At 50.5% G+C, this 24436-nt stretch carries 20 protein-coding genes; 14 read left to right on the top strand and 6 right to left on the bottom strand.

Annotation, left to right across the window (positions count from 1 at the left end; translation table 11 throughout):
- Positions 1–16: 16 nt before the first annotated feature.
- The 10 genes from M4J38_RS18575 (at position 17) to M4J38_RS18530 (ending at position 14574) form a co-directional block, all read left to right on the top strand.
- The gene (locus tag M4J38_RS18575) at positions 17–1531 is read left to right on the top strand and encodes a RagB/SusD family nutrient uptake outer membrane protein (RefSeq protein ID WP_251761308.1); all 1515 of its coding nucleotides are present in this window, start codon (positions 17–19) and stop codon (positions 1529–1531) included.
- Positions 1532–1561: 30 nt separating this feature from the next.
- A complete protein-coding gene (locus tag M4J38_RS18570) occupies positions 1562–2434 on the top strand; it encodes a hypothetical protein (RefSeq protein WP_251761307.1) in 873 nt (290 codons plus the stop codon).
- 198 nt (positions 2435–2632) lie between these two features.
- Entirely contained in the window at positions 2633–3478 is an 846-nt protein-coding gene (locus M4J38_RS18565) for a family 16 glycosylhydrolase (RefSeq protein ID WP_251761306.1), read from the top strand.
- A gap of 9 nt (positions 3479–3487) precedes the next feature.
- On the top strand, positions 3488–4960 hold the full coding sequence (locus M4J38_RS18560) for a glycoside hydrolase family 30 beta sandwich domain-containing protein (protein ID WP_251761305.1): 1473 nt from the start codon (positions 3488–3490) through the stop codon (positions 4958–4960).
- 16 nt (positions 4961–4976) lie between these two features.
- Positions 4977–6410 carry a glycoside hydrolase family 30 beta sandwich domain-containing protein gene (locus tag M4J38_RS18555; protein ID WP_251761304.1) on the top strand — a complete coding sequence of 478 codons (1434 nt, stop codon included), beginning with the start codon at positions 4977–4979 and terminating at the stop codon, positions 6408–6410.
- Positions 6411–6725: 315 nt separating this feature from the next.
- Entirely contained in the window at positions 6726–7328 is a 603-nt protein-coding gene (locus M4J38_RS18550; protein ID WP_251761303.1) for a collagen-like protein, read from the top strand.
- Positions 7329–7418: 90 nt separating this feature from the next.
- On the top strand, positions 7419–10802 hold the full coding sequence (locus tag M4J38_RS18545) for a SusC/RagA family TonB-linked outer membrane protein (protein WP_251761302.1): 3384 nt from the start codon (positions 7419–7421) through the stop codon (positions 10800–10802).
- A 12-nt stretch (positions 10803–10814) separates the two neighbouring features.
- Complete coding sequence (locus tag M4J38_RS18540; RefSeq protein WP_251761301.1) at positions 10815–12284, top strand: RagB/SusD family nutrient uptake outer membrane protein; 1470 nt, start codon at positions 10815–10817, stop codon at positions 12282–12284.
- Positions 12285–12303: 19 nt separating this feature from the next.
- Positions 12304–13215, top strand: a complete 912-nt coding sequence (locus tag M4J38_RS18535; protein ID WP_251761300.1) for a putative zinc-binding metallopeptidase — start codon at positions 12304–12306, stop codon at positions 13213–13215.
- A 30-nt stretch (positions 13216–13245) separates the two neighbouring features.
- Positions 13246–14574, top strand: a complete 1329-nt coding sequence (locus M4J38_RS18530) for a DUF4302 domain-containing protein (protein WP_251761299.1) — start codon at positions 13246–13248, stop codon at positions 14572–14574.
- Positions 14575–14797: 223 nt separating this feature from the next.
- On the opposite strand, the gene M4J38_RS18525 is transcribed toward M4J38_RS18530, so the two are convergent.
- Positions 14798–17470, bottom strand: coding sequence for an alpha-L-rhamnosidase (locus tag M4J38_RS18525; RefSeq protein WP_251761298.1), 2673 nt, complete (start codon positions 17468–17470; stop codon positions 14798–14800).
- A gap of 241 nt (positions 17471–17711) precedes the next feature.
- Between M4J38_RS18525 and M4J38_RS18520 the strand changes: the two genes are divergently transcribed.
- Positions 17712–18971, top strand: a complete 1260-nt coding sequence (locus M4J38_RS18520) for an NAD(P)/FAD-dependent oxidoreductase (RefSeq protein WP_251761297.1) — start codon at positions 17712–17714, stop codon at positions 18969–18971.
- Here M4J38_RS18520 and M4J38_RS18515 read toward each other — a convergent pair.
- Genes M4J38_RS18515 through M4J38_RS18505 form a run of 3 tightly spaced genes read right to left on the bottom strand, consistent with a single transcriptional unit; the run spans position 18949 to position 20599 of the window.
- Positions 18949–19686, bottom strand: a complete 738-nt coding sequence (locus M4J38_RS18515; RefSeq protein ID WP_251761296.1) for an NRDE family protein — start codon at positions 19684–19686, stop codon at positions 18949–18951. The two genes, M4J38_RS18520 and M4J38_RS18515, sit on opposite strands and share 23 nt — an antisense overlap.
- The gene (locus M4J38_RS18510) at positions 19674–20177 is read right to left on the bottom strand and encodes a hypothetical protein (RefSeq protein ID WP_251761295.1); all 504 of its coding nucleotides are present in this window, start codon (positions 20175–20177) and stop codon (positions 19674–19676) included. The genes M4J38_RS18515 and M4J38_RS18510 overlap by 13 nt, the downstream gene beginning before the upstream one ends.
- 14 nt (positions 20178–20191) lie before the next feature.
- Positions 20192–20599 carry a DoxX family protein gene (locus tag M4J38_RS18505; RefSeq protein ID WP_251761294.1) on the bottom strand — a complete coding sequence of 136 codons (408 nt, stop codon included), beginning with the start codon at positions 20597–20599 and terminating at the stop codon, positions 20192–20194.
- Positions 20600–20696: 97 nt separating this feature from the next.
- Between M4J38_RS18505 and M4J38_RS18500 the strand changes: the two genes are divergently transcribed.
- Positions 20697–21281: a peroxiredoxin-like family protein gene (locus M4J38_RS18500; RefSeq protein ID WP_251761293.1), complete on the top strand. Its 585-nt coding sequence runs from the start codon at positions 20697–20699 to the stop codon at positions 21279–21281.
- A 1-nt stretch (position 21282) separates the two neighbouring features.
- Here the strand turns inward: M4J38_RS18500 and M4J38_RS18495 are convergent, their stop codons facing one another.
- Positions 21283–21528 carry a hypothetical protein gene (locus M4J38_RS18495; RefSeq protein ID WP_251761292.1) on the bottom strand — a complete coding sequence of 82 codons (246 nt, stop codon included), beginning with the start codon at positions 21526–21528 and terminating at the stop codon, positions 21283–21285.
- Positions 21525–22085, bottom strand: a complete 561-nt coding sequence (locus M4J38_RS18490; RefSeq protein ID WP_251761291.1) for a sigma-70 family RNA polymerase sigma factor — start codon at positions 22083–22085, stop codon at positions 21525–21527. The genes M4J38_RS18495 and M4J38_RS18490 overlap by 4 nt, the downstream gene beginning before the upstream one ends.
- Before the next feature lie 74 nt (positions 22086–22159).
- Between M4J38_RS18490 and M4J38_RS18485 the strand changes: the two genes are divergently transcribed.
- On the top strand, positions 22160–23419 hold the full coding sequence (locus M4J38_RS18485) for a GAF domain-containing protein (protein ID WP_251761290.1): 1260 nt from the start codon (positions 22160–22162) through the stop codon (positions 23417–23419).
- A gap of 56 nt (positions 23420–23475) precedes the next feature.
- The gene (locus tag M4J38_RS18480) at positions 23476–24102 is read left to right on the top strand and encodes a response regulator transcription factor (protein ID WP_251761289.1); all 627 of its coding nucleotides are present in this window, start codon (positions 23476–23478) and stop codon (positions 24100–24102) included.
- Positions 24103–24436 lie beyond the last annotated feature (334 nt).

Here is a 24436-nt window from a genome sequence, read left to right as displayed (position 1 = left end):
TCAAACAGTAAATCAAATGAACAAATTCCTTCTATATACAACACTTGCGCTGGGAACGCTTGGCCTCGGTTCCTGCAGCAAGGGATTCCTGGAAGTGGAGCCAAAAGGACTGAACCTGGAATCGAACTATTACCGTAATGAAACCGAAGCCTTCAACGGACTGGTAGCCGTATATGATGTGGTGGGCTGGACCGGTGGCGGACTGGTTACAAAAGTGAACGCGCTGGATGCCGCGTCTGATGACCACCTCGCCGGAGGCGGTAACGCCACGGATGTGAACGATCTCCAGTTGTGGTCGAATTACACGCTCAGTCCCGATCGGGGCCCGCAGGGCGAATTGTGGCGGAAAGGTTTCTCGGGTGTGTTCCGTGCGAATATTCTTTTGCAGAAGATGGGGGACGTGCCCATGGATGAAACCCTGAAAAAACGCTATATCGCGGAGGCCAAACTGTTACGCGGCTATTTCTATTTCGACCTGGTGCGCCTGTTTAAAAACGTGCCCCTCTTCACGGAACCTGTACCCGCTTCCGATATGTACAACGTTACGCAGGCGGCTCCCGCAGACGTATATGCGCAGATTGTGAAAGATATGCAGGAGGCGATTCCGGATCTCCCGCCCACAGTGCCTGCCGCTACTGAAGGGGGAAGAATGACGCAGGGCATCGCCCACGCGTTGCTGGGAAAAGTGTACCTGCAACTCGAACGCTTTAACGATGCAGCCGCGGAATTTGCCGTAGTGAACGGAACACCGGGTGGAACAAGTCAATACGGGTATAAACTCCTCGATAATTTCAGTGACCTTTGGAAATCGAACAATAAATTCAATACCGAGTCCATCTTCGAGATCGGGTACACCAGCACTTCTTCCGGCGACTGGGGCTGTATCGCCTGTACCGAGGGCAATGTGCTGAGCATCATGACAGGGCCCCGCGGATATTCGCCGCTTACACCGGGCGCACCAGACTATGTTTCAGGCTGGAGCTTCCTTGTAGTAACACCAGGCCTCTTCAACGCCATTCATTTCGATCCCCGTTACAATGCCACCATTGCCAACCTGGATAGCCTGAAAGCCAATGGCATTGCAGACTATACGCCCGGTTACAACAATACCGGCTACTTCCTGGAAAAATTTATTGGCCGCCAGTCGAACCGTTCTACCGGCGGAGGCGCCATGGAACTGAACTTTCCGCAGAACATGTACGAAATCCGGCTTGCAGATACCTACCTGCTGGAAGCGGAAGCCATACTTCGTGGATCGGGTGGTAACCTTACGAGAGGCGCAGCTTTGCTGAATGCGGTACGTGATCGTGTAGGTCTTGGCCCCGTGGCGCTAACCCTCGATAATATTGTCCTCGAAAGAAGACTGGAGCTGGCGGGTGAGGGACACCGCTGGTTCGACCTGGTGCGCTGGGGAAGAGCCGCAGCGGCATTGGCTTCCAAAGGATTCGTTGCTGGAAAACATGAAGTATTGCCGATTCCTTTACTGGAACTGGAGAATACCAAACTTGTACAGAACGAAGAATACCGGTAGTTCCATTCATACACCAACAAATCAGAAAACATGAAACGTACATTCCTTCACCAATATATGTTCGCGGCATTGTCCATTTCCGCGGTAACCCTTGCACTCACCTCCTGCACGCCTGAAATGGCTATTGACGATCACGGTCTGGAAGAAGCGCTTACACCAACTTTCAGTGTCACCCCCGTGCAGGGCAAAACAAATACCTATGTGATCCGCAACACCACCGCTGGTTCCATCACCCAGCGTTGGGATATCGACAATGGCGCAGGTTTCGTAAGCGGGAAAACAAGCGATACCGTTTTTTACCCGGATGCCGGGACTTACAACCTGAAAATGCAGGCGATGGGGAAGGGGGGCACCTACTATGATGCCGCACCCGCTTCCCTCAACGTGGCCACTTCCGACCCTGTAGCTGGTAACCTTGTTATGGGCGGAAAATTCAATGCCGGTGATGAAAGCAAATGGACCAAGTCCATCATCACTGCCGGTGTGGACTTTGCCATGGCGAACGGAAAGATGACTGCTACCGGTGGCGGTTGGGGCCACGCAGCCATTTACCAGCCCATCCAGGTGGTAGCGAACCAGAAGTATAAATTCGGCATGATCGTTTCCGGAAGCGGTGCCACCGATGTTTGGTTCGAAGTGTATTTCGGAACCACCGCACCCGTTCCCGGAGCGGACTACAGCTCCGGCGGCAACAAATTCGCCCTGAATACCTGGGCAGGTTGCGGCAATACTGTTTTCAACGGAAACCTCGCCACACTCGCCTGCGAAGGCGCACAGAAAGGCAAGAACGGAGAAATCAGTTTCACTACCGGCGGAACCGTTTACCTCTTCATCAAAACAGGCGGCGCCAACCTCGGAACCAGCGGTATCTCTATCGATAACGTTGAACTAAGAAGAATGTAACCAACAAAGGATCGGCGCATTGAACAGGTGTAAAGCCTCCCCAAATGCACCGATCCCTTGCACCTCAACCGACAACGTTGTGTCGTGGCGTTGCGTCGTTGCGTCGTTGCGAGAAAAAATATCCGCTTTCTGTAAATATAAAATCTCACGCTACGACGCCACGACGCAACGTGAGGCAGCGTGAAAAAAACAAACAAAATGAAACACCTCCTCCACGCCACCATCTTCCTCCTCCTCGCCGGTTGCTCCAGCAAAAGCAAAGTAACCCAGGGCGTTACCATCATCGGCGGCGCTCCCGTTGATAAAGGCTGGACATTTGAGGCCAATCCCTCCTGGTCCGATGAATTCGATTATACCGGTCTGCCCGATGCCACAAAATGGGACTATGATATAGGCGGCTCGGGGTGGGGAAACAATGAACTGCAGTATTACACCAATACCATCAACAACGCGAAGGTAGCCGATGGGAAACTCACCATCACGGCACGTAAAGAAGTCATGGGCGGCAGAGAATATACCTCCGCCCGTCTGGTGACCCGCAAAAAAGGAGATTTCCTCTACGGCCGTTTTGAAATAAAGGCCAAACTGCCCGCGGGCAAAGGAACCTGGCCCGCCATCTGGATGCTGCCCACCGATTATGTTTACGGCGGATGGCCCAAATCCGGGGAAATAGACATCATGGAGCATGTGGGCTATGACCTTCACAAAGTGCACATCAGTACCCACACCGAAGCATACAATTTTAAGATCAATACCCAGAAGTCTGCCTCCCGTATGGTGGAAACCGCCACCACTGATTTTCATGTGTACCGTGTGGACTGGACGCCTTATGCCGTGCGCGGATACATCGACAACCAGTTCCTGTTTCAACACGTGAACGAAGGCAAAGGACACGCCACCTGGCCCTTCGACCAGAAATTCCACCTGCTGCTGAACATCGCTTTCGGTGGCGATTGGGGCGGTGCACAGGGGATAGACCCCAGCGTATTGCCCGTGAACATGGAAGTGGATTATGTACGTGTTTACAAAATGATCGACAAATAAAACTTACACATGCAGCGGAAACCTTCTTTATACCTTATAGCGTCACTGTGCGTCGCTTTTGCACTGTCGGCGGCCTGTTCGGGCGGTTGCAGCAAAAAAACAGGTGCTACGGGTGGCACAACGCCAACACCCAATCCACCTCCGGTACCCGTTCGGTCAGATGTGGCGTTTTATCTTACTAAAAAAGATCAGTCGGTGCTGTTCGCAAAGCAGAACCAGGCTTTATTGTTTGCCAATGCTTCCAATAGTAACGCTACCATTGAGGTGGATACCACGCAGCAGTTTCAATCCATTGATGGCTTCGGTTATACTTTAACAGGAGGAAGTGCCACGCTGATCAATGCGCTTCCTGCTGCGCAGAAGGATAATCTGCTCAAGGAACTTTTCGCCTGGGACAGTACGCATATCGGCGTAAGCTACCTTCGCGTGAGCATTGGCGCATCGGACCTGAGCGCAGCGCCTTTCACTTACAATGATCTGCCCGCAGGGCAAACCGATGTGGACCAAGCCAAATTCAGTATCGATCCTGAAAGGACCGATCTGATTCCCATTTTGAAAAAGATCACCGCGTTGTTTCCGTCCATCAAAATTCTGGGATCACCCTGGAGCGCACCCACCTGGATGAAAACGAACAACGCTTTTGTGGGCGGGAGTCTGAAGCCGGAATATTATGCCGCTTACGCGAAATACTTCGTGAAATACATTCAGGCGATGAAGGCCGAAGGCATTACCATAGATGCCATTACGCCACAGAATGAACCGCTTCATGGCGGGAACAATCCCAGCATGGTGATGCAGGCTTCGGAACAGGCCGATTTCATTAAGAACCACCTGGGGCCGGCTTTCAGGAATGCAGGGCTTTCCACTAAAATCATCGTTTACGACCATAATGCGGATCGCCCGGATTATCCGTTGGCCATTCTCAATGATCCGGAAGCGAAGCAGTATGTGGACGGTTCCGCTTTTCATTTGTATGGCGGTCCTATTTCAGCCCTTACGCAGGTGCGGAACGCGCATCCCGACAAAGCCGTTTATTTCACGGAACAATGGGTGGGCGGGCCCGGTAATTTCGGGAACGACCTGCAATGGCATATTGAGAACCTTATCATCGGAGCCACGAGAAACTGGAGCAGGAACGTGCTGGAATGGAACCTGGCCGCCGATCCCAATTACCGTCCTTTTACAAACGGGGGCTGCAGCAGTTGCCTTGGGGCATTAACGATTGGAGGGAATACGGTGAGCAGGAACGTGGCCTATTACATTATCGCACACGCTTCCAAATTCGTGCGTCCGGGTTCAGTACGGATCGCTTCCAATCATGCGGGTGCATTGCTGAATGTGGCTTTCAAAAATCCTGATGGGAAGAAAGTGCTTATTGTCCTGAACAAAGCGAATACTGCAGAAACCTTCAATATAAAATTCAACGAAAAAATTGTTACCGTCACGCTCGACAGCGGGGCCGTGGGCACCTTTGTGTGGTAACGGAAAACACCAACCAATGACCAGGAACTTTTTTTTACCCGCAGCCTTACTGGCCGGAACGGCATTGTTTGCCCAGCAAAAGAATTCGGGACCACAGGCAACGGTGTTCACTACCGCAAAAAATACAACTATGCGGTTACAGCAAACAGCATCGTTGAAATTCACTCCCATGCCACAGCCGCTGGAAACACAACCCTGTGTGTTTGTGTCCGGTAACAGGCATTTCCAGGAGATCACCGGTATCGGAGCTGCGCTTACCGACGCTTCAGCGGAAACCTTCGCCAAACTCCCTGCCAAGGTACAACAGGAATTACTCACTGCCTATTTCGATCCAGTAAAAGGTATTGGCTACACATTGGCGCGAACGAACATCAACAGTTGCGATTTCTCCAGCGGATCTTACACTTATGTAACCGACAATGATGTTGCGCTGAAAAGTTTTAATGTGCAACACGATGAAGCCTACAAGATACCGTTCATTAAAAAAGCAATGAACGTAGCGGGGAAACTGGACCTCTATGTAAGCCCCTGGAGCCCGCCCGCATGGATGAAAACCAACAACAGCATGTTGCAGGGTGGAAAACTGAAAGCTGAATTCAGGCAAACATGGGCGGATTATTATGTGAAGTTCATCCATGCCTACGAACAGAAAGGGATACCCGTTTGGGGACTCACGGTGCAGAACGAACCCATGGCGAAACAACGCTGGGAATCCTGTATCTATTCGGCCGAAGAAGAGCGCGATTTCGTAAAGGAATACCTCGGTCCCACGCTGGTGAAAGCGGGTATGAAAGACAAAAAACTCATCGCCTGGGACCACAACCGCGACCTGATCTACCAACGCGCGAACACCTTATTGTCCGATCATGGAGCCGCACGCTACATCTGGGGCATCGGCTTCCACTGGTATGAAACCTGGACCGGCGGTAATATGCAGTTCAATAACCTGAAACAGGTGGCCGAATCCTTCCCCGACAAAAAGCTCGTATTCACCGAAGGCTGTATAGAAAAGTTCGACCTGGCACGCATCACCGACTGGAGCCTGGGAGAGCGGTACGGCACCTCCATGGTGAACGATTTCAACAATGGTACCGTCGCCTGGACCGATTGGAACATTCTTCTTGATGAACGCGGAGGTCCCAATCATGTAGGGAATTTTTGTTTCGCGCCCATCCACGCCGACACAAAAAGCGGGAAGCTGCTTTATACGAATTCGTATTACTACCTCGGGCATTTTTCAAAATTCGTGAAACCCGGCGCAAGGCGCATTATCAGTTCATCCAGCCGCGAACAACTGCAAACAACGGCGTTCCGGAATCCCGATGGAAGTATAGTTGTGGTGGTACTGAATACTACTGAACTGGAAATACCATATCACGTATGGATGAACGGAACTGCCGCGCCTTCCACCAGTTTACCGCACAGCATCGCGACCATCGTAATAAAATGATTATGCCCGTTGCATAGGCTCATGCCAGGAAAATAATTATCCTCAACAAGAAACACTTCAACCGTTCCTGCGAGGCACGAAGCAGGCGTCCTTGCTACTGCGAGGCTGCGAGGCATGAAGCAGGAAGCAATGCGTGAAAGAAAATCTCTCGCAATTGCATCATACTTCTTAACGCGGTTACCCTTAGTTACACCGCTTGTTTAACGCGTTCAATCAGCTACGCGGGCACGGTTCAACGAAATTTCTTAAGTAAAATTCTGGTGATGGTTTTGTTCCAATTAAATTTTAACTTTATTGAAACATAAAAATCAAACCATGAAACCCCGTCTGCTAAAATTAATCTGCCTGGCATTTTCAGTTTCGTTGCTTTTTACCTCCTGCGCCAAAGATGGTGAGCAGGGCCCTCAGGGTGAGCAAGGTGAACAAGGGCCCGCTGGTCCTGCTGGTCCTACAGGAGCTACTGGTCCTGCTGGTACAGCCAATGTGATTTATTCCGGATGGTTGAATGCCACGTATGATGAGGATGACTTCGTAGCCGTGCTTGCCGCGCCAAAACTCACCAAAGATATTCTGGACAAAGGCGAAATAAAAGTATACTGGAACCTGGGCGACGCCAACGACCCATTTATTGTGTCGCTCCCTGCAAGAGTGTCCCCTTTGCTGCTTTTTTCTGAAGAAACATTGGAAGATATTTTCGGTACGGACCCCGCGCCTACTATCCAGGTGGATGCCTACTTCTCCACGGGTGAAATTGTGCTGGCCTCCAATTATGGCCCACTCATTAATAGTTCTGGCGGAGTCGCTCAATACCGCTACGTACTTATTCCCGGCGGCACACAGGCACGTACAGCCGAAGGAAAGTCCATCGACTGGAACGACTACAAGCAGGTAAAGGCTTACCTGGGGTTGAAAGACTAATTTTAGATCAACATTTATTTCATATTTACGGCAGGAGTGCGGGAAGTATCCCGGCGCTCCTGCTCGTTTGTTTAATCAAACTATATTCTTATGAGGAACAACAGGGCCGGGCGATGGAAACGATCGCTGGTGGTTAGGTGCTTATCATTCATGCTGCTTGCCAGCCTTGCGGAAACTGCACATGCCACGCCTTTTCAAACAATTGATACGGCAGGAAACCTGAAGGGGCGTGTAACTGGCGCGGAAGAAAACGCACCACTCGCGCAGGTAAGCGTGCAGAACCTGGTAACGGGAAAAGGTGTGTTCACCAGCGCTGCGGGGGATTTTTCCATCAGCGCGAGTCCCGGCGACAGTATCGCCTTCTCTTACATCGGAAAAGCCCGTGAAGTGCTGGTGTACCGGAGTCAGAAGTTTCTGGCCGTTACCCTAATGAACGAATCGGAGAAAGCGCTTTCTGAAGTTATCGTGACGGGTTTTCAGAACGTGGATAAGAAAAAGTTCACCGGATCATCGGTAAAACTGAAGATGGATGAAATGAAGCTGGAGGGGGTAGCCGACGTGAGCCGTATGCTGGAAGGACGCGCAGCCGGGGTTTCCGTTCAGAATGTTTCCGGAACATTTGGCAGCGCACCCAAACTCCGCATCCGTGGGGCCACTTCCATCAATGGTGAAAATAAACCCCTGTGGGTGGTGGATGGCGTGGTGCTGGAAGACCTGGTGAACATCTCCAATGATCAGCTTTCCAGTGGAGACCCTACCACTTTGCTGGGTTCCTCCGTCGCGGGGATTAACGTGAACGACATCGAAACCTTTGACATCCTTAAAGATGCCGCAGCCACCGCGCTGTATGGCGCAAGGGCCATGAACGGGGTAGTGGTGATCACCACCAAAAAAGGGAAGGCCGGTAAGCTGAACGTGAACTATACCGGCAATTACAGCATGCAGTTAAAACCGGTTTACGGCGACTACAACATCATGAACTCCGCAGAACAGATGTCTGTATGGGGAGAACTGGAAAGAAAAGGGTTGCTCACGCCCAGCTTGCTAAGCCAGGCGAATTACGGCGTATACGGGAAAATGTTCGACCTGGTAAATGCCGACCCCAATGGTAATTTCGGCCTGGCCAATACACCGGAAGCAAGGAAGGCGTTCCTGTTGCGTTATGCACGCGCCAATACCGATTGGTACGACCTGCTTTTCCGGAATTCCTTTATCCAGGAACATGCCATCAGCATCTCTTCCGGCTCCGAAAAATCACAATCTTTCTTCTCTACCAGTTTTTATAACGACAACGGATGGACGCTGGCGGATAACGTAAAACGTTACACGCTGAATTTCAGAAACAATTACAATTTCTCCAAAAACCTGAGTGGCGGGTTCCTCACAACGGCATCTTACAGGCAGCAAAGGGCGCCGGGATCACTTTCCCGTACCTCAAACCCGGTTTCAGGTTCCTTCGACCGTGATTTTGACATCAATCCGTTCAGTTTCGCCCTCAATTCAAGCCGCGCCATCACTGCTTATGATGAGAACGGCAACAGGGAGTACTTCAGAAGAAACTTCGCGCCATTCAATATTTTGGAGGAGCTGGAAGAAAACAGGATGCTGATCAACCTGATCGACCTGAAACTCCAGGGCGATCTCTCCTACAAACTTAACCGGCACCTCAAATATGATTTTATCGGATCCATGCGCTATGTGCGTTCCACCAGGGAGCATGAGATTACGGAACGCGCCAATATGGCCAACGCTTACCGCGCGGCTGGCACCTCCACCATACAGGAAAACAATAAGTTCCTGTACCGCGATCCCGATGATCCCGAAGCGCAACCGGAAATCGTTCTGCCTTATGGCGGGTTCTACAACAGGACGGAAAACCAACTCCTGAGTTTCGACATCAGAAACACCGTTTCCTACAACCAGACCTTCAATGGCGTGCACGCGGTTACCGCGCTGGCGGGCCAGCAGGTGCGTCTTGCCGACAGGCAGAACTTCTCCAATACCGGTTACGGCTATCAGTATGAAAATGGGGGCATACCATTTACTGATCCCAGAATATTAAAACAAACCATCGAAGCCAGTTTTCCTTACTATGAAATGTCGAAGACCTTCGACCGCTTTGTAGGTTTTTACGGAAACGTGGATTATATGTACGACAGAAGGTACAGTGTTTCACTCGTGGGCCGGTACGATGGTTCCAACCAGCTCGGTGCGGCCCGTCAGTCGCGCTGGCTGCCTACCGGAACCGTGAGCGCCGCGTGGAACGTGGATGAAGAAGAATTTTTCAGCAACCTTACCATGTTCGATTACCTGAAACTGCGCGGCAGCTACGGACTCACCGCCTCCATGGGGCCCGCCACCAACTCGAATATGGTACTCCGCACCGTGAGTTCCAACAGGCCTTATACTACAGAACGGGAAAATGTTATCCAACTGATCTTCCTCGAAAACTCAGAACTCACCTGGGAGAAAAACCACCAGTTGAGTCTCGGTGTGGACCTGGGCATGTTCAACAACAGGCTCACACTTACCGCTGAACCCTGGTTCAGGAAGAGCTTCGACCTGATCGGCGCGTTCAAAACAAGCGGCATCGGCGGTGAAGCCATTAAACTCGCCAACTATGCGGACATGAAAGCAAACGGTGTGGATGTTGTGCTGGGTGGACAGGTATTGAAAACCAAAAACTTCTCCTGGAGATCAACCCTCACCTTCGGATACAGCACCACCGAAATCACCAACATCAAAAATGATCCGTTGATTTTTGACCTCGTGAAACCTGAAGGGGGAAACCTGGAAGGATATCCCGTAAACGGATTGTTTTCGATCGATTACATCAAGCTGGTGCGTGAAAACGGAACACCCGTATTTACGGATGAAAACGGTGGGCAGGGACAAGCCGTTTACCTTCAGGCCAACGCCAACGACAGTTTCCTGGTTTACCACGGACAAGTGGACCCCAAATTTACTGGAGGGTTCAACAACACATTCAACTACAAAGGATTTTCACTTAATGTATTCCTTACTTACCAGGCAGGGAACTTTATCAGGTTGTATCCCTCTTTCAGGAACGGGTATACCGATTACGACGCGATGCCGAGAGAGTTACTTGATCGTTGGTCTGACCTGGGCGAAGCCACAGTACCAGGCGCCGTGCCAGCCATCATTGATCGGGTAACGGCGGCCCAACTTGCAGGTACTTACGCTTACAACAACTACAATTATTCCAGTGAACGGGTGGCTAAGGGCGACTTCGTTCGCCTGAAGTCCGTTTCCTTATCCTACGCGGTTCCTCAGAAAAAACTGGAGCGGCTTGGCTTTGGAAAGTCGCTTTCCTTCACCGTGGCCGCCATCAACCCCTGGTTGATTTACGCGGATAAAAAACTGGAAGGGCAGGATCCTGAATTTTTTAACACCGGAGGGGTGGCGCAGCCCATTCAAAAGCAGTTTACGTTTTCATTGAAAGCCGGTTTGTAAATCAAAGTTATTATGAAGAAGCACTTAATACAATACATGGCCCTGGTGATGGCGATCGCTTCGCTGGGCTGTAACAAATACCTCGAAAAAGAGCCGGACAACAGGACCCAGTTGAATTCCCCCGAAAAGGTGTCTCAATTGCTCGCCTCCGCTTATCCCGCGGCCAACTACATGGCTTTCGCCGAAGGAAGCACGGACAATGTGGGCGACAGGGGCGCCGGTTCCGCCGATAATACCGCCATGGACCCATTCATGTTCAGGGATGTAAGAAGCAACAACCAGGACTCTCCCGAATTTTACTGGGGCGCCTGCTATAAGGCCATCGCATCGGCCAATATCGCGTTGGAAGCCATCGCCAAAGCACCCGATCAGCAAAGGTACGCCGCGCAAAAAGGAGAGGCCCTCGTGGCCAGGGCTTACGCGCATTTTATGCTGGCCACCTTTTTCTCTAAAGTGTACGATGAAACCACGGCCGCTTCTGATCCCGGTATTCCTTACGTAACCGAAGTGGAAGATGTGGTGGTGAAGCAATATGAAAGAAGAACCGTGGCGTATGTGTACGAGCAAATCGAAAAGGACCTGCTGGCGGGGCTTCCGCTGATCAGGGATGATGTGTACACCGTTCCCGCCTATCACTTTACCCGCAAAGCCGCGAACGCATTCGCGGCAAGGTATTACCTCTTCCGCAAGAACTGGGATAAAGTGATTGAGCATACCAACGATATGTTCGCCACCACCGACGTGGCGGGGTTACTTCGTCCCTGGAACACGGAATACCTTACCATGACCAGGCTTGAATTGTTCGCGGATTATACAAGGGCCACCAGGTCGTCGAACCTGCTTTTGTGTGAAACGGCTTCCTGGTACTTCAGGCAATACGCGATTGGAAGGTATGCCTACGACGCCACTATTTTCAGGCAGATAGGCATCAATGTTCCCGTTTTAAGCGCTTTCGGCCGGGCCCAATGGGCTTTCGCCTACCAGAGTTACGGAGGCGATAACACGGTATATATCCCCAAACTCAACGAGTATTTCGTGCGGGTATCCGTTAACGCTGAAATCGGAACAGGCTATATCATGGCGCCATTGTTTACGGTGGAAGAGGCGCTCTTCAACAGGGCCGAAGCCATGTTGTACAAAAACAATACGGCAGGGGCAGTTGCGCTGCTGAACCAATACCTGAGTACAAGGATTTACAACTATAATCCCGCTGATCCTATTCACAGACTCACGGAAAGTAAGGCTACCACCATTTACGGCGGATCGCCGGCCAGCGCTTTGCTGAATACGGTACTGGACCTCAAAAGAGCCGAATTTATCCACGAAGGTATCCGCTGGTTCGATATCCTGCGTTACAACATCCCGGTGGAACATACCGCGTTGAACGGAGAAGTATATACGCTGGAGGCGGACGATAAGCGGAGGGTGTTTCAGATTCCTGAATCCGCCACACTTTCCGGCGTAGAACTGAACCCACGTTAAACTGATTAAATGCTTTGAAATGATAAAAAGAATCTGCTATACATTATTTGCTTCGGCCATACTGCTGTCGTGCAAAAAAGATGAACTGGGCGAAGTAGGGGAAATTCCCGGCCTGGGCGGCGATACCTGGGCCCCTACTGCCATCGATGCCTGGATTTCCGACAGCCTCACCAAACCGTTTAACATCAGCGTAAAATACAAGTGGGATCCTCATGAGGTGTCGGATCAGTATATCCTGCGCGATTTTGTTCCGCCCAAAGAGGAAGTGGTTACGCCATTGCTTTCTTCCATTAAAAAAGTATGGGCCGATCCCTATATCGCTGAATCCGATTCCGCTTTCTTTAAACAACACTGTCCGAAGTTTTTCACGTTATACGGCAGCGCTATTTACAATACCAGCAACGGCACGAAAGTACTGGGCATCGCGGAAGGAGGCCGGAAAATCAACCTGTTGGAAGTGAATACTTTTAAGACCACGCAAATGGCCGGTTACAAGGCGTCTGATTCCATGCAGGTGAAAATGGCTTTCCATACCGTGCACCACGAAGCCGCCCATATTCTTCACCAGACCGTCATGTATCCGCCCGATTACAAACGCATCAGCGTAGGGATGTACACCACCAACTGGGTGAACGATACCGATGAAAGCGCCCGCCAGGATGGATTTATCACCGCCTATTCCAAACAGGACCCCAATGAGGATTTCGTTGAAATGATCTCCATGATGCTTACGGAAGGAAAAACCGGGTTCGACGCCCTGGTGAACGGTATCACGGGCACAAGCGTAAATGGAACCACCGCAGAAGAGGCGAAAAGCAAGCTCCGGCAGAAAGAAGCCATTGTGGTGAACTACTTCAAAACGGTATGGAACATTGATTTCTACAGTTTGCAACAAAGGGTTCGGTCGGCAACGGCATCTTACATCTACTAATGAATGGACTTTAACAAGAAACAACATTTTATGAAAAAAATATTCGTATTCCTGGCGTTCGCAGTGTGGGTGTTGTCCGGCTGTAAAAAAGAGAACGACAGGGCGTTTGAACAAACGCCGGAGGAGCGGGTGCTGGCAACGCTCAACAGTTTCCAAAAACAGTTGCAGGAAGCGCAGTTCGGGTGGAAAGCGGTGTTGCGCACCGATAGTGGAAAAGGTGCCGCTTATGGCTTCTATTTCCGTTTCAACGATGAAAACCGGGTGGAAATGTTTTCCGATTTCAGCGGCGAAACAGCCACCGTTCCCAAAGAAAGCAGCTACCGCCTGAAAGCGCTGCAGCAGGTTAGTTTGCTCTTTGATACCTACTCCTACATCCACCTGCTTGCTGATCCCGATCCCGATGTGGCGGGTGGTGAACTCGGCGCGGGTTTCGGTGTGGATTTCGAGTTTTTCATGGACAAAGAACTGTCCTCCACCGATAGCATTAAACTCGTGGGAAGGAAGAAAGGTAGTGAAGGCTGGCTGGTAAGAGCCACGCAGGCTGAAATGAACGCCTACTACGGAGGTGACCTCGGTGATGCCATCGCCTTTGAAAACATCAACAGTTACGCGAACTATTTTAAGCGCGTTACGATCGATGGTGTGGAATACGATGTTAAAGTGAACGGAAGAACCATTACGTTGACCTGGCTGGAAGGCGGCGTTGAAAAAACGTTCACCACCGGGTATTATTACACCGTAAACGGACTTGTTTTTACAACACCGTTCACCAATGGCGCCACTTCTTTTCAGGGTCTTGGTCAAATTACCTGGGATCCGGCCACGCCATTACTCACGTTCCGCCCAACAGGTAGTTCCAGCACGGTAAGTGTAGTTGGTAGTGGGCGCCCTTTGTTGCCCGATCCTACCGCCTGGGCAAGGTTCCGGCAAATGGCCATTGATGAAGATACTTATTGGGCTACCGTGGAAGGCTTCCGCATCAACGGGGTAACGGATGCTTACAACATTCAGAACCTTACTTCATTAGGGTTGCCTTACTATTATACGATTTTTTTCCCCGGTTATACCACTACATACGATCTGTTCGCGCCACTCTTTCTGAATACCGCCACCAACTCAGTGGCGCTGCATTATGGCGCGGCATTCAACAGAACCGCCACTGTAGCGGCCGACGGAAGGGCACGATGGAATTTACTGGGAACCCTTGGTACATTCCCTACTTCGGGCCCGTTCTATAATACTACCATACTTTCCGCGTCGGCAGGCGGCTATTATTTTGTGCAAACAGGTGAAAATACTTTCGATATGGTTAGCGCTTCCGATGGGAAAGCCTGGATTTCCTGGGAACTGGTATTATAAAGTTCTAAATATTGTTGTGAAAGAGGGTGTATCAGCGCGATACACCCTCTTTTTATTCAGGATGCTGATAGAGGAAATTTCCACTACGCGAAGCTCATATACTTACCTTACTTATGAGCGGCTGCAATTGCTTTTCAACGGGCTGTCTGAAAGGTATACCCGTAGCGTCGTAGCGTCGTGTCGAGAGATTATTTTTTTCTCGCTACGACGCTACGACGCAACGCTATTTCGAAACGCTGGTGAGCTCAAAAGTGTAGGTGCCCGCAGAAAGATGAAACGTGGTTCCGTTTGGTTGCGGCGCAGCTCCCTTGGTGGTTTTCATGTTCATGCCTGCGGGCAATCGTAAAGCGGCCGTACTATTAAATGGGATTTCTACGTTGTAGATGATCTTATTTTTTTCTTTTTTCCAGGAAGAAACGATTTCACCATAAGGCCCGCAGTGGCTTGCTTCAAAACTTTCCAATCCGTCCACGAAATGGGGTTGCAGCAATACGTTTTTAAAACCGGGCTGTGCAGGATCGGGCTTGATGCCACCCGGTCCTTTGTATAACCATGCGCCTATTTCTCCGAACATGATATGGTTCAGCGAAATGTCTGACTTCGCGTTGATGTCCCAGTTTTCATACAGCGTGGTGGCCCCGTTTTTCACCCACCAGCCCCAGGAAGGATAGGTTTCCCTGGCAGCGAGTTGGTAAGCGGTATTGGCGTAACCGTTCTCGCTGAGTGCGTTCAGGATGGCTTTTGCGCCAAGGATACCCACATCGAGGGCGTACCCGTCGGCAGCCACGCGTTGGTGCAGGTTGGCCGCTACTTTGGCGCGGAGCGCATCGGGAACGATGCCCCAGCAGAGTGGTGCGCTCAATTCGGTTTGTAATCCGCTGCCGTAAATGCCTTTGGCGGTATCCAGGTATTTGGTGTTGATGGCGTTCCTTATTTTTTGTGCAAGTGTTTCGTACTTCGTGTGATCGTTGAGGTTACCTAATAGCTTTGCGGTTTCTGAAAGAATGGTCGCGTCCACAAAATAGTAGATCGAAGACGTGAGTTCCTTGGGAGAAACGGATTTTACGGGCACCCAGTCGCCCAGTCCCCAGTCGGTGAGTCCGGACGGACTGATCTCATTGATATAGTCCACATATTTTTTCATGTTGGGGTAGCTGTCTCTCAGCGGTTGGGCATCTCCGTAAAAAAGGTACAGGTTCCAGGGGATGATGGCGATGGTGCTGGTCCAGTCGGGACCGTTTCCCCAATCGTACCCCCATCCGCCCCAGGTAGGGATGATGGAAGGAAGCACGCCGTTGGGCTGCTGTTCATCGCGGTGGTCGGCCATCCATTTTTCATAGATGGTAAAGGCGTCGTAGCTGTACAGTCCGGTTTCTACAGCAATATGCGCGTCGCCGGTCCAGCCATTCTTTTCCCGTTGCGGACAATCAGTCGGGTAACCGAAAAGATTGGATAGATAAGCGTTATTGGTGGCTTCCCAGATTTTATTAAGTGTTGGATTGGAGGAACGGATATGACCGATGGAAGGAACATCACTGTGCATGAAATGTCCGGTGAGGCTTTCTTTGGAAAGGGTTACAGGTTGTGAACTCTGTACTTCCACATATTGAAATCCTTTGTAGTTGAAGCGGGGTTTAAAATATGCTTCACCATTGCCAGGGAGGATGAAGATGTCGGTCTGGAAAGGGTCATCGTTTCCTTTAGGCCTGTAATGCACATCAATATTGGACAGATCGACCCTGCCGTTTGGAAGCAGCCTTTCGCCGTGTTTCATCCTGATAATCGTTCCTGCTGGTCCTTTTACCCTGATGCTGCTTACGCCGGAGATATTTCTTCCCAGGTTGAACACGGCAATGGAGTCGTTGATGCGGTTCATGGAGATGGCAGGGATTTCTTCCACATCGCGGATGGGGTGTAAAGTTTGTGCGGTGATTTGTGTGGAAGGAGCTTTGGATGGAATTGCGTTTCGCCAGTGCGTGTCATTGAAGGAAGGGGTGTTCCATCCTTTTTGTTCAAGGCGCGCGTCATAATGTTCAGCGGTATAAATACTGTTGAAGGTAATGGGGCCCGTGGTTGTTTTCCATGAGGTGTCGGTGGCGATGGTCTCCACACTGCAGTCCGCATATTGAATGCGCAGGTTCAGGAGAAACGAGGGCCTTGCGCGCCAGCCGGCTTTGTGGAAGTTCCAGACGGCCGTGCTCTGATGGTTGTACCAGCCGTTGCCGAGTATGAGGCCGATGCTGTTGTTGCCCTGCTTCAATTGTTGGGTGACATCGAAGGTGACATAAAGGTTCCGCTTATCAAAGCGGGTGTACATCGGATCGAGCCGGTGATTGCCCGTTTTTTCACCGTTCAGCGAGAGTTCAAATAACCCCGCCGCCGCGATATAAACACGGGCCGAGCGTATTTTTTTGCTGCGTTGAAATGATTTGCGGAAATAAGGCGCGGTTTTGAAGTGCATATCCTGCCCATCAGATATCCATGCGCCCTGCCAGTTTTTTCCTTCCATCATACCCGTTTCAAAATAAGTGATGGGGGAGGAAACAGGACTTTTTCCGGTATCGGTCCATACTTCTACTTTCCAATAGTAACGCGTAAATGGCCCGAGTTTTTTTCCCTGGTAATTGACCAGTGTTTGCGCTGATGCGATTTTTCCTGTGTTCCAGTTGCTGGCTGAACCCTTTGCCAGTTTTGCCGAATCGGTATCCACCATGATCCTGTAATGGCTTTGTTCCTTTCCGGCCGTCTTTACCTCCCATTGCAGGCGGGGCTGCGCCGCATCGATACCGATCGGGTGGGGCAGGTGCTCGCACCGGAGCGTGAACAGGGAAGTTTGTTGCGCCGGCAGTGTGGAGGAGGCCAAAAGCAGGAAAAACAGCAATATATTTTTCTTCATACCATAGTTCTTGTTCAGCCTCAAGTTAAGCGAATGAAGGTGTTCATGGTCCTGCATTTGCATTCCATTTAAAATTCCGGATGGGAGGATAGGATTTTGGGCAGTGCGACCCCGTAGTAAAATGCTACACAAAATCACCAAATTGTGTGTCGTTTTTCCCTGAAACCCATCCTACCTTTACATATCCCCCAACAAAGCCGGTAGAACGGTTTTTGAAAGTTCATTCTTAAAATCAACAGATATGGCAAAGAAGAAAGTGGTGATTGTGGGTGGTGGTTTTGCAGGGCTTAATCTCGCTAAAAAACTGACGGATAACCCGTATTTTGACGTACTGCTGGTAGATAAGAACAACTACCATTTCTTTCCCCCGCTCATTTACCAGGTTGCCACAGCCTTTATTGAGCCTTCCAATATCAGTTATCCGTTCCGGAGGATGTTCCAGCACAAGAACAACCTGCGTTTCCACCTGGGTGGCCTGCTGAGGGTGGACACCGCCGGGAATTATATTGAAACGGAAACGGGCAATATCTCTTACGATTACCTGGTGCTGGCCCTTGGTACGGAAAGCAATTATTTCGGGATGGAGAATGTGCAGAAAGGGGCATTGCCGATGAAAACCATTGATGATGCGCTCCATCTGCGCAACTGTCTGCTGCTCAATATCGAAAAAGCAACACGCATCAGCGATCTGAAAGAACGGGAGAAAGCGCTCAATGTGGTGATCGCCGGGGGAGGCCCTACCGGGGTGGAACTGGCGGGCATGCTCGCGGAAATGGGCAGGAACGTGGGCGCCAAAGATTACCCGGAAATCCGTGGCGTACATTCTAATATCTACCTGGTGGATGCCGGAAAGGCGCTGCTGGGACCCATGAGTAAAAAATCGCAGGAAGAAGCCTATAAAGTATTGCAGGAGCTGGGGGTGAATATTATCCTGAACACCCCGGTAAAAGATTATGCCAACGGAGAAGTGATACTGGCCGACGGGCGCACCATTCCCACGCCCACGCTCATCTGGGCCTCAGGAGTGATCGCCAGGGAAGTGCCCGGTTTGCCCGCGGAAAATATTGGCCGGGGACGGAGGGTTTTGGTGGACGAACTGAACCGGGTGAAAGGCACGCAAAATGTCTTCGCCCTGGGAGATTTGTGTTTTCAAACTTCCGATCCCGCTTTCCCTAACGGACACCCGCAACTGGCACAGGTAGCCATCCAGCAGGGCGTTCTGCTTGCAAAGAACCTCACCATCATGGAGAAAGGCGGGCAGCCCAAACCATTCACCTACAACGATAAAGGCAGTATGGCCATTATCTCTAAGTTCAAAGCAGTGGTGGACCTGCCGAAAGCCTTCTTTAAAGGCATCTTCGCCTGGTTCGTATGGCTGTTCATTCACATCATTCCCATTGCCGGTTATCGCAATAAAGCAAAACTGGCCTACAACTGGTTCTGGTCGTTTATTACAAATGACCCGACGCTCAGGCTGATCATACGTCCGCGGAAGCCGTAGCCGGTGCGTGAAAGCAACTGAGTTCCGTCTGTGATTCGTTCAGCAGGTCAGTATATCGCATAGACGCGGAAGCGGAGGTGATAGCAACAATAGTGATGCTTACCGTACGCATAGATGTTTCGCGTTCCATCCGGATGGCGTAAGCCGCATCGGCACCCATGCCTCCGGTAAGATGGAATTGGCGCAGCGCATCCGCGGAAGTAGCAGGATGCTGTGCGAGCCAGGCATTGAACCAGCTTCTCCGCTCCGATGCCATCGTTTCATCATAGAGTGTGGCCGATGACCAGATGTGCGCGGTTGCCGCATCCAGTTCACGGATATGCCGGACCTTTTCATCCCACCTGCATTCAAATAAGGTATTGTTTCCATACAACACAATGGTAAAGGGCTCCACACCTGCAAGGGGGAGGTTACGGAATGCCATTACAGGGTCGTCATGCAGCAATATGGCAGGGAGGATGGTGCCCCGGCTCCGGGAATAGGGGGGGCGGTATTCGTGTTTAATGAACGCGCCGTTCAGCAATATACCCGTGTGGCCGTTCTCACCCATCGCGATCCAGGTGCCTCCGCCTTTTGGATCCCTGGGATAAAGCAATCGTTTGCCGGGTGCACCATACCATTGCGGTGATAAAGCGGGCGTTCTCCCCGTGTTTTCATCCCTGCTTGAACCCAGTAAAACACCGTTATCTCCCGGAACAAAAGTTACTGTGCACATTGCTCCCGGTATTTTAGAGTTGATGAGGCCACGCCGAAAGAAGAGGGCAATTCAATGGGTGCGACTTCCTGCACCCCTGTTCTGATCTGCGCCATGTGGTGAATGGCGTGTTCAATATTGTAGATCAGTTCCCGGAAATAATTGGTCTGGATCACCGTATGTTCCTGGCTGTCGGGATGATAGCGCACCTCCAGTTGTATGGCTTTGTCTTGTGAAGGCAGGCTGGCCTCGATTTTCCCGAGGGTGTCTTTTGCCGTTTGAATACAGGTTTCCAGCAGGAGATCACGTTTCCTGTTCTCATAGTTCACGGTGCCGGAAAGGTATCCTTCCGCCAGGCACTGCATCATTTCAATGATATGCCTGGTGTGCTGCCCGATGGAAGCGCCCATTAAGGTGTGACAGGCTTGTTTGTAATGATGGGCCGGCAAATGTTGTAAAAGATGATTGAGTTGGTGGAATACAATACCAAGGGCATGTTGAATACCGGTCATATAGAATAGAAGTTTTACACTGATTTGTTCTGACTAAATCTACGGAAAAAAAGCATCGCGGGATTGTTGTTTTTCACCAGCGCAAGCAAAGCGGTACAGGCGGACAATACCATACACGCATAGAAAAAAAGGAGTCCACCATCGTCCATGACGACTATTCCCAATACAGTAAAGTGCGCCAGCAAAGCGCCGCACATGAGACCCGAGCCCAGCAAGGCTCCCCAGGCGGTGAACCGGGGCCATAACAACAGGAGCGCGGCCAGCAATTCCAGTACACCGGTGAGCAGGCGTCCACCGGGTTCCATGCCCATGGTGGAAAAGATGTAAACCGATTCGGGCGCTGCGCTGAACTTGAAGTATAAAGTTTGCAGCAATACCACTGCGGGCAGTATGCGCAGTACCCAGAGGAGTTTGGTGTTCATTTTTTAAGGTGAATACGGCTGGTAGCAAAAAACCTTACAATGCGGTGTAAGGTTTTCTTCAACCGGGCGTATTCATTGCAAACATTTAAAAAGTTTCATGAAAAAGTTATCCAGTCTTGTTTTAGCCTTATTGTTCGGAACAGTTCTTTTTGCCCAGAATGATCCATCCGGGTTGCTGGTGAACGATGCCGCGCCAGACTTTGCGGCCAGCACCGGCGATGGACAAATATTGCAACTCAGCAGCGCGCTTAAAAAAGGGAAAGTAGTGCTTGTGTTCTACCGCGGCGAGTGGTGTCCGTATTGCAACCGGCAGTTGTCTGCCCTGCAGGACTCTTCAGCATTGATCCTGGAAAAAGGCGCCGCAATCTGGGCCATTACACCGGAAAAGCAGGAGAACATTACAAAAACCGTTTCCAAAACAAAGGCCGACTTCCCCATTCTCCACGACCAGGGACTGCAGATCATGCAGGCCTATAAAGTGGCTTTCCCGGTAGAACAAAAAACGATCGACCAGTACAAGAAATTTAAGATCGATCTCATGGAAGTGAATGGAGAGAATGGCGCCAACCTCCCGGTTCCCGCGGTGTACATCATTGATGAAAAAGGAAAAATTATTTACCGGTATTTCGATAAGGATTACCGGAAAAGACCCAGCGTGAAGGAAATACTCTCACACCTTTAACTCAGTTTTTTAACGCTTCTTCCCAGGTTTTTTTCACCTGCGGAGGAAGTGTTTCCATTGGTTGATTTTTTCCTGCAAGCCGCACGATGATCCCGTTCTGCACACTGAACTTCCTGCAAAGGTGACAGAGCAGCAGGTGCAGCCGTAACTTGGCCCGTTGGGAAAAACTCAGTTTCCCTTCTTCCAGCCTGGAGACATAATCGGTGGCCTCACTACACGTGAGCATCAGTCCGTTTTTTTCTTTCATTTCCATCCGTTTTTTTCTATGCAGCGGCGCAGGTTCAGTTTTGCCCGGTGCATCAGTACCCAGTAATTAGACGAACTGATCGCTAAAGCCTTACAAATTTCTTCACTGCTCATGTCTTCCAGGTATTTCAGCACGAAAACAGCTTCCTGAACTTCCTGCAATTTCTTGCGGCAACGGTGCAAAATTTCCATGAATTCTCTTCCATAAAGCGCCCCATCCGATGCCGGGGGCCAGGCTTGGGGATATTGCTCTTTTTTCCAGTGGTCGGCCTCATCAAAATAAACGGCATGTTCGGCTTGTAAAATCTCCAGCGACCGGTTCAGTTTCCGGAAATGGTCGATGATCTTGTTGCGGCAGATGGCGAATAACCAGGTTTGCTCCGATGCTGTTCCGTTGAATTGTTCCTTTGCCCGGAACGCGCTGTAAAAAGTATCCTGCACGATGTCCTGTGCGGTTGCCGCGGGTTTCACCCTTGCCAGGGTATAGCTGTACAACAGATCGCCATAACGGCTGACCCATTCCTCCGGTTCAAGTTGGTATCTTGGGGAAGCGCCCATTTCCGGGCAAGTTAAGGATAACAGGTGGCTTTCCGCCCTAATTGATTAAATTTACGAGGTCGCGATCTGTTACATTGCATCCACTTCATACGATACCTGTTCAGCATTTATTCCGCTGCATACTTCTGAATGCGGATGAGTTCCTTTTTGTATTGCCTTCGTTCCGCCGCGATTGGGTGCTTTCCCTTATTATTTTATTGGCTGCCGTGGCTGTTTTCTGGTGGATCAGGTCGCTCCGGGAAAAGATACTGCTGGAAAAAACACTCAACCGTTTTGCGACTTCACTGTATGGCAGGTCTAGTGTGGAAGATATCTTCTGGGAAATCGCCCGCAACATACTGCTACTGCCTGGTTTCAGGGATTGTGTGATTTACCAGTATGACCCTGCAAGAAAAGTGCTGGTGCAGAAAGCTGCCTGTGGTCCCAAGAATCCGCACAAAAAGGAAATACTCAATCCCATAGAGATTCCGCTGGGCAAAGGGATCGTAGGCAGCGTGGCGGAAACGCTGAAAACGGAACGGATACAGGATACCTCAAAAGATGAACGGTACATCATTGATGAACAGACGCGTCTGGCCGAACTGGCCGTGCCCATCATCATTGATGGTGCTTTGTTTGGGGTGATCGATACCGAGCATCCGGAAAAAGGATTTTACACCCTTTACCATGAAAAGCTGCTGCGGAATGTGGCTGATCTCTGTGCTGTACGTATTTCCCGTTTCCTGATTGAAGAGCAACTCCGCGCGAAAATTGCCCGTGACCTGCACGATGAAATGGGTTCCACACTCACGTCCATCAATATCCTCTGTAAAGTGGCCCTGCAACAAATGGATGACCGTCCCGCATTGAACAACCACCTGCACCGCATCAGGGAATATTCAGCTGGACTCATGGAAAGCATGAGCGATATCGTCTGGGCCATCAACCCCGCGAACGATACGTTCTGCAAGCTCCTGATCCGGATGAAGGAACTGGCTGCCGAAATGCTGGAACCCATGCAGATCGCCTATCATTTCCGGAATGAGGGGGCGATGGAAGAAGTAAAACTGAACCTGGAACAGCGCAAGAACGTTTACCTCGTGTACAAAGAAGCCCTCAACAATATGGTGAAATACAGCAGGGGCAATGAATTGGTGGTGAGTTTCGAGTCTTCTGATAAAAGCTTCCGGCTCCGCATCTCCGACAACGGCTGCTCCTTCGATCCCTCACGGGAATACTCCGGCAACGGGCTGCGCAACATGCAGGTGCGGGCCGGCGAACTGGGTGGCGCGCTGATTATGGATGCAGTACCTGAAAAAGGAACCTCCATCTGCCTCGAAGTACCTTTCACCTGATTAGGGTATTGGTACCGGGAAGAACAAATAGTAAGTTACAAACCAAATACAGTAGAATGGTTTCAATATTGATCTATGAAGACAATGCCAGTTTAAGAGAGGGCCTGTGCAACCTCATCGCCCTGACCGACGATTTTACGGTGTCCGGCGCTTTCCCCGATTGCTCCCGGCTGAATGAACACCTCGAAATGTTCCATCCCGACGTGATCCTGATGGATATTGATATGCCCGGCATCAATGGCATTGAAGCCGTTAAAAGAATCCGCCTCGTGAACAACGACGTGCAAATCATTATGCTCACGGTCTTTGATGACAACAACCATGTCTTTAACGCGGTGTATGCAGGCGCCAATGGCTATCTGTTGAAAAAATTCGTCTCAGACCGACTGCTCGGTTCTATCCGTGAAGTATTGCGGGGCGGGGCGCCCATGAGTCCTTCCATCGCGCGGATGGTAATCGAGAACATGCAACAAAGCAGCTCACCTAACGACTACCAGTTGACCGCCCGCGAAAAAGATATTCTGCACTCACTCGCCAAAGGCAACAGCTACAAGCTCATCGCCAACGACCTGGGCATCAGCATTGAAACGGTGCGTACGCACATTAAACATATTTACGATAAACTCCATGTGAGCTCCCAGGCCGAAGCGCTCAGCAAAGCTTTCCGCGAAAGACTGGTGTAAATATCCCCTTATTGTGGGATTTTTTCTTTTACCGGGAACCGTGATTTTTGTACCTGCTTACCGTGTTAACCGATGGCGGTTATAATCCACCCTCTCAATATGCCGGCGGAATTTTCTGTCGGCTTTTTTGTGGGCATACCCTACCGGGCCGACAGTCATTTTTTGATGGTTATCTGTTGTAAATTCGTGGTAAGTTGGCGCACGCGCCTGCATATGGTCGAAATACATTTGCATGTGATGCACCAGCGCGCATTATCAGCGCATAACCTTAGGAATGGGTTATTGTTTTGCGGAAGCGACAGTTGTCCCTCAGCATGAAAACCATTGCGAAAAT

Source organism: Parasegetibacter sp. NRK P23 (genome assembly GCF_023721715.1).
In the GTDB taxonomy this organism is placed as follows: Bacteria; Bacteroidota; Bacteroidia; order Chitinophagales; family Chitinophagaceae; genus Parasegetibacter.
The sequence above is the reverse complement of the archived record's forward strand: the minus strand, read 5'-3'. Positions and strand labels throughout refer to the sequence as shown.

Coding starts and splice junctions, on each gene's coding strand:
- M4J38_RS18575 (WP_251761308.1), top strand. CDS start 17: ATGAACAAATTCCTTCTATATACAACACTTGCGCTGGGAACGCTTGGC.
- M4J38_RS18570 (WP_251761307.1), top strand. CDS start 1,562: ATGAAACGTACATTCCTTCACCAATATATGTTCGCGGCATTGTCCATT.
- M4J38_RS18565 (WP_251761306.1), top strand. CDS start 2,633: ATGAAACACCTCCTCCACGCCACCATCTTCCTCCTCCTCGCCGGTTGC.
- M4J38_RS18560 (WP_251761305.1), top strand. CDS start 3,488: ATGCAGCGGAAACCTTCTTTATACCTTATAGCGTCACTGTGCGTCGCT.
- M4J38_RS18555 (WP_251761304.1), top strand. CDS start 4,977: ATGACCAGGAACTTTTTTTTACCCGCAGCCTTACTGGCCGGAACGGCA.
- M4J38_RS18550 (WP_251761303.1), top strand. CDS start 6,726: ATGAAACCCCGTCTGCTAAAATTAATCTGCCTGGCATTTTCAGTTTCG.
- M4J38_RS18545 (WP_251761302.1), top strand. CDS start 7,419: ATGAGGAACAACAGGGCCGGGCGATGGAAACGATCGCTGGTGGTTAGG.
- M4J38_RS18540 (WP_251761301.1), top strand. CDS start 10,815: ATGAAGAAGCACTTAATACAATACATGGCCCTGGTGATGGCGATCGCT.
- M4J38_RS18535 (WP_251761300.1), top strand. CDS start 12,304: ATGATAAAAAGAATCTGCTATACATTATTTGCTTCGGCCATACTGCTG.
- M4J38_RS18530 (WP_251761299.1), top strand. CDS start 13,246: ATGAAAAAAATATTCGTATTCCTGGCGTTCGCAGTGTGGGTGTTGTCC.
- M4J38_RS18525 (WP_251761298.1), bottom strand. CDS start 17,470: ATGAAGAAAAATATATTGCTGTTTTTCCTGCTTTTGGCCTCCTCCACA.
- M4J38_RS18520 (WP_251761297.1), top strand. CDS start 17,712: ATGGCAAAGAAGAAAGTGGTGATTGTGGGTGGTGGTTTTGCAGGGCTT.
- M4J38_RS18515 (WP_251761296.1), bottom strand. CDS start 19,686: ATGTGCACAGTAACTTTTGTTCCGGGAGATAACGGTGTTTTACTGGGT.
- M4J38_RS18510 (WP_251761295.1), bottom strand. CDS start 20,177: ATGACCGGTATTCAACATGCCCTTGGTATTGTATTCCACCAACTCAAT.
- M4J38_RS18505 (WP_251761294.1), bottom strand. CDS start 20,599: ATGAACACCAAACTCCTCTGGGTACTGCGCATACTGCCCGCAGTGGTA.
- M4J38_RS18500 (WP_251761293.1), top strand. CDS start 20,697: ATGAAAAAGTTATCCAGTCTTGTTTTAGCCTTATTGTTCGGAACAGTT.
- M4J38_RS18495 (WP_251761292.1), bottom strand. CDS start 21,528: ATGAAAGAAAAAAACGGACTGATGCTCACGTGTAGTGAGGCCACCGAT.
- M4J38_RS18490 (WP_251761291.1), bottom strand. CDS start 22,085: ATGGGCGCTTCCCCAAGATACCAACTTGAACCGGAGGAATGGGTCAGC.
- M4J38_RS18480 (WP_251761289.1), top strand. CDS start 23,476: ATGGTTTCAATATTGATCTATGAAGACAATGCCAGTTTAAGAGAGGGC.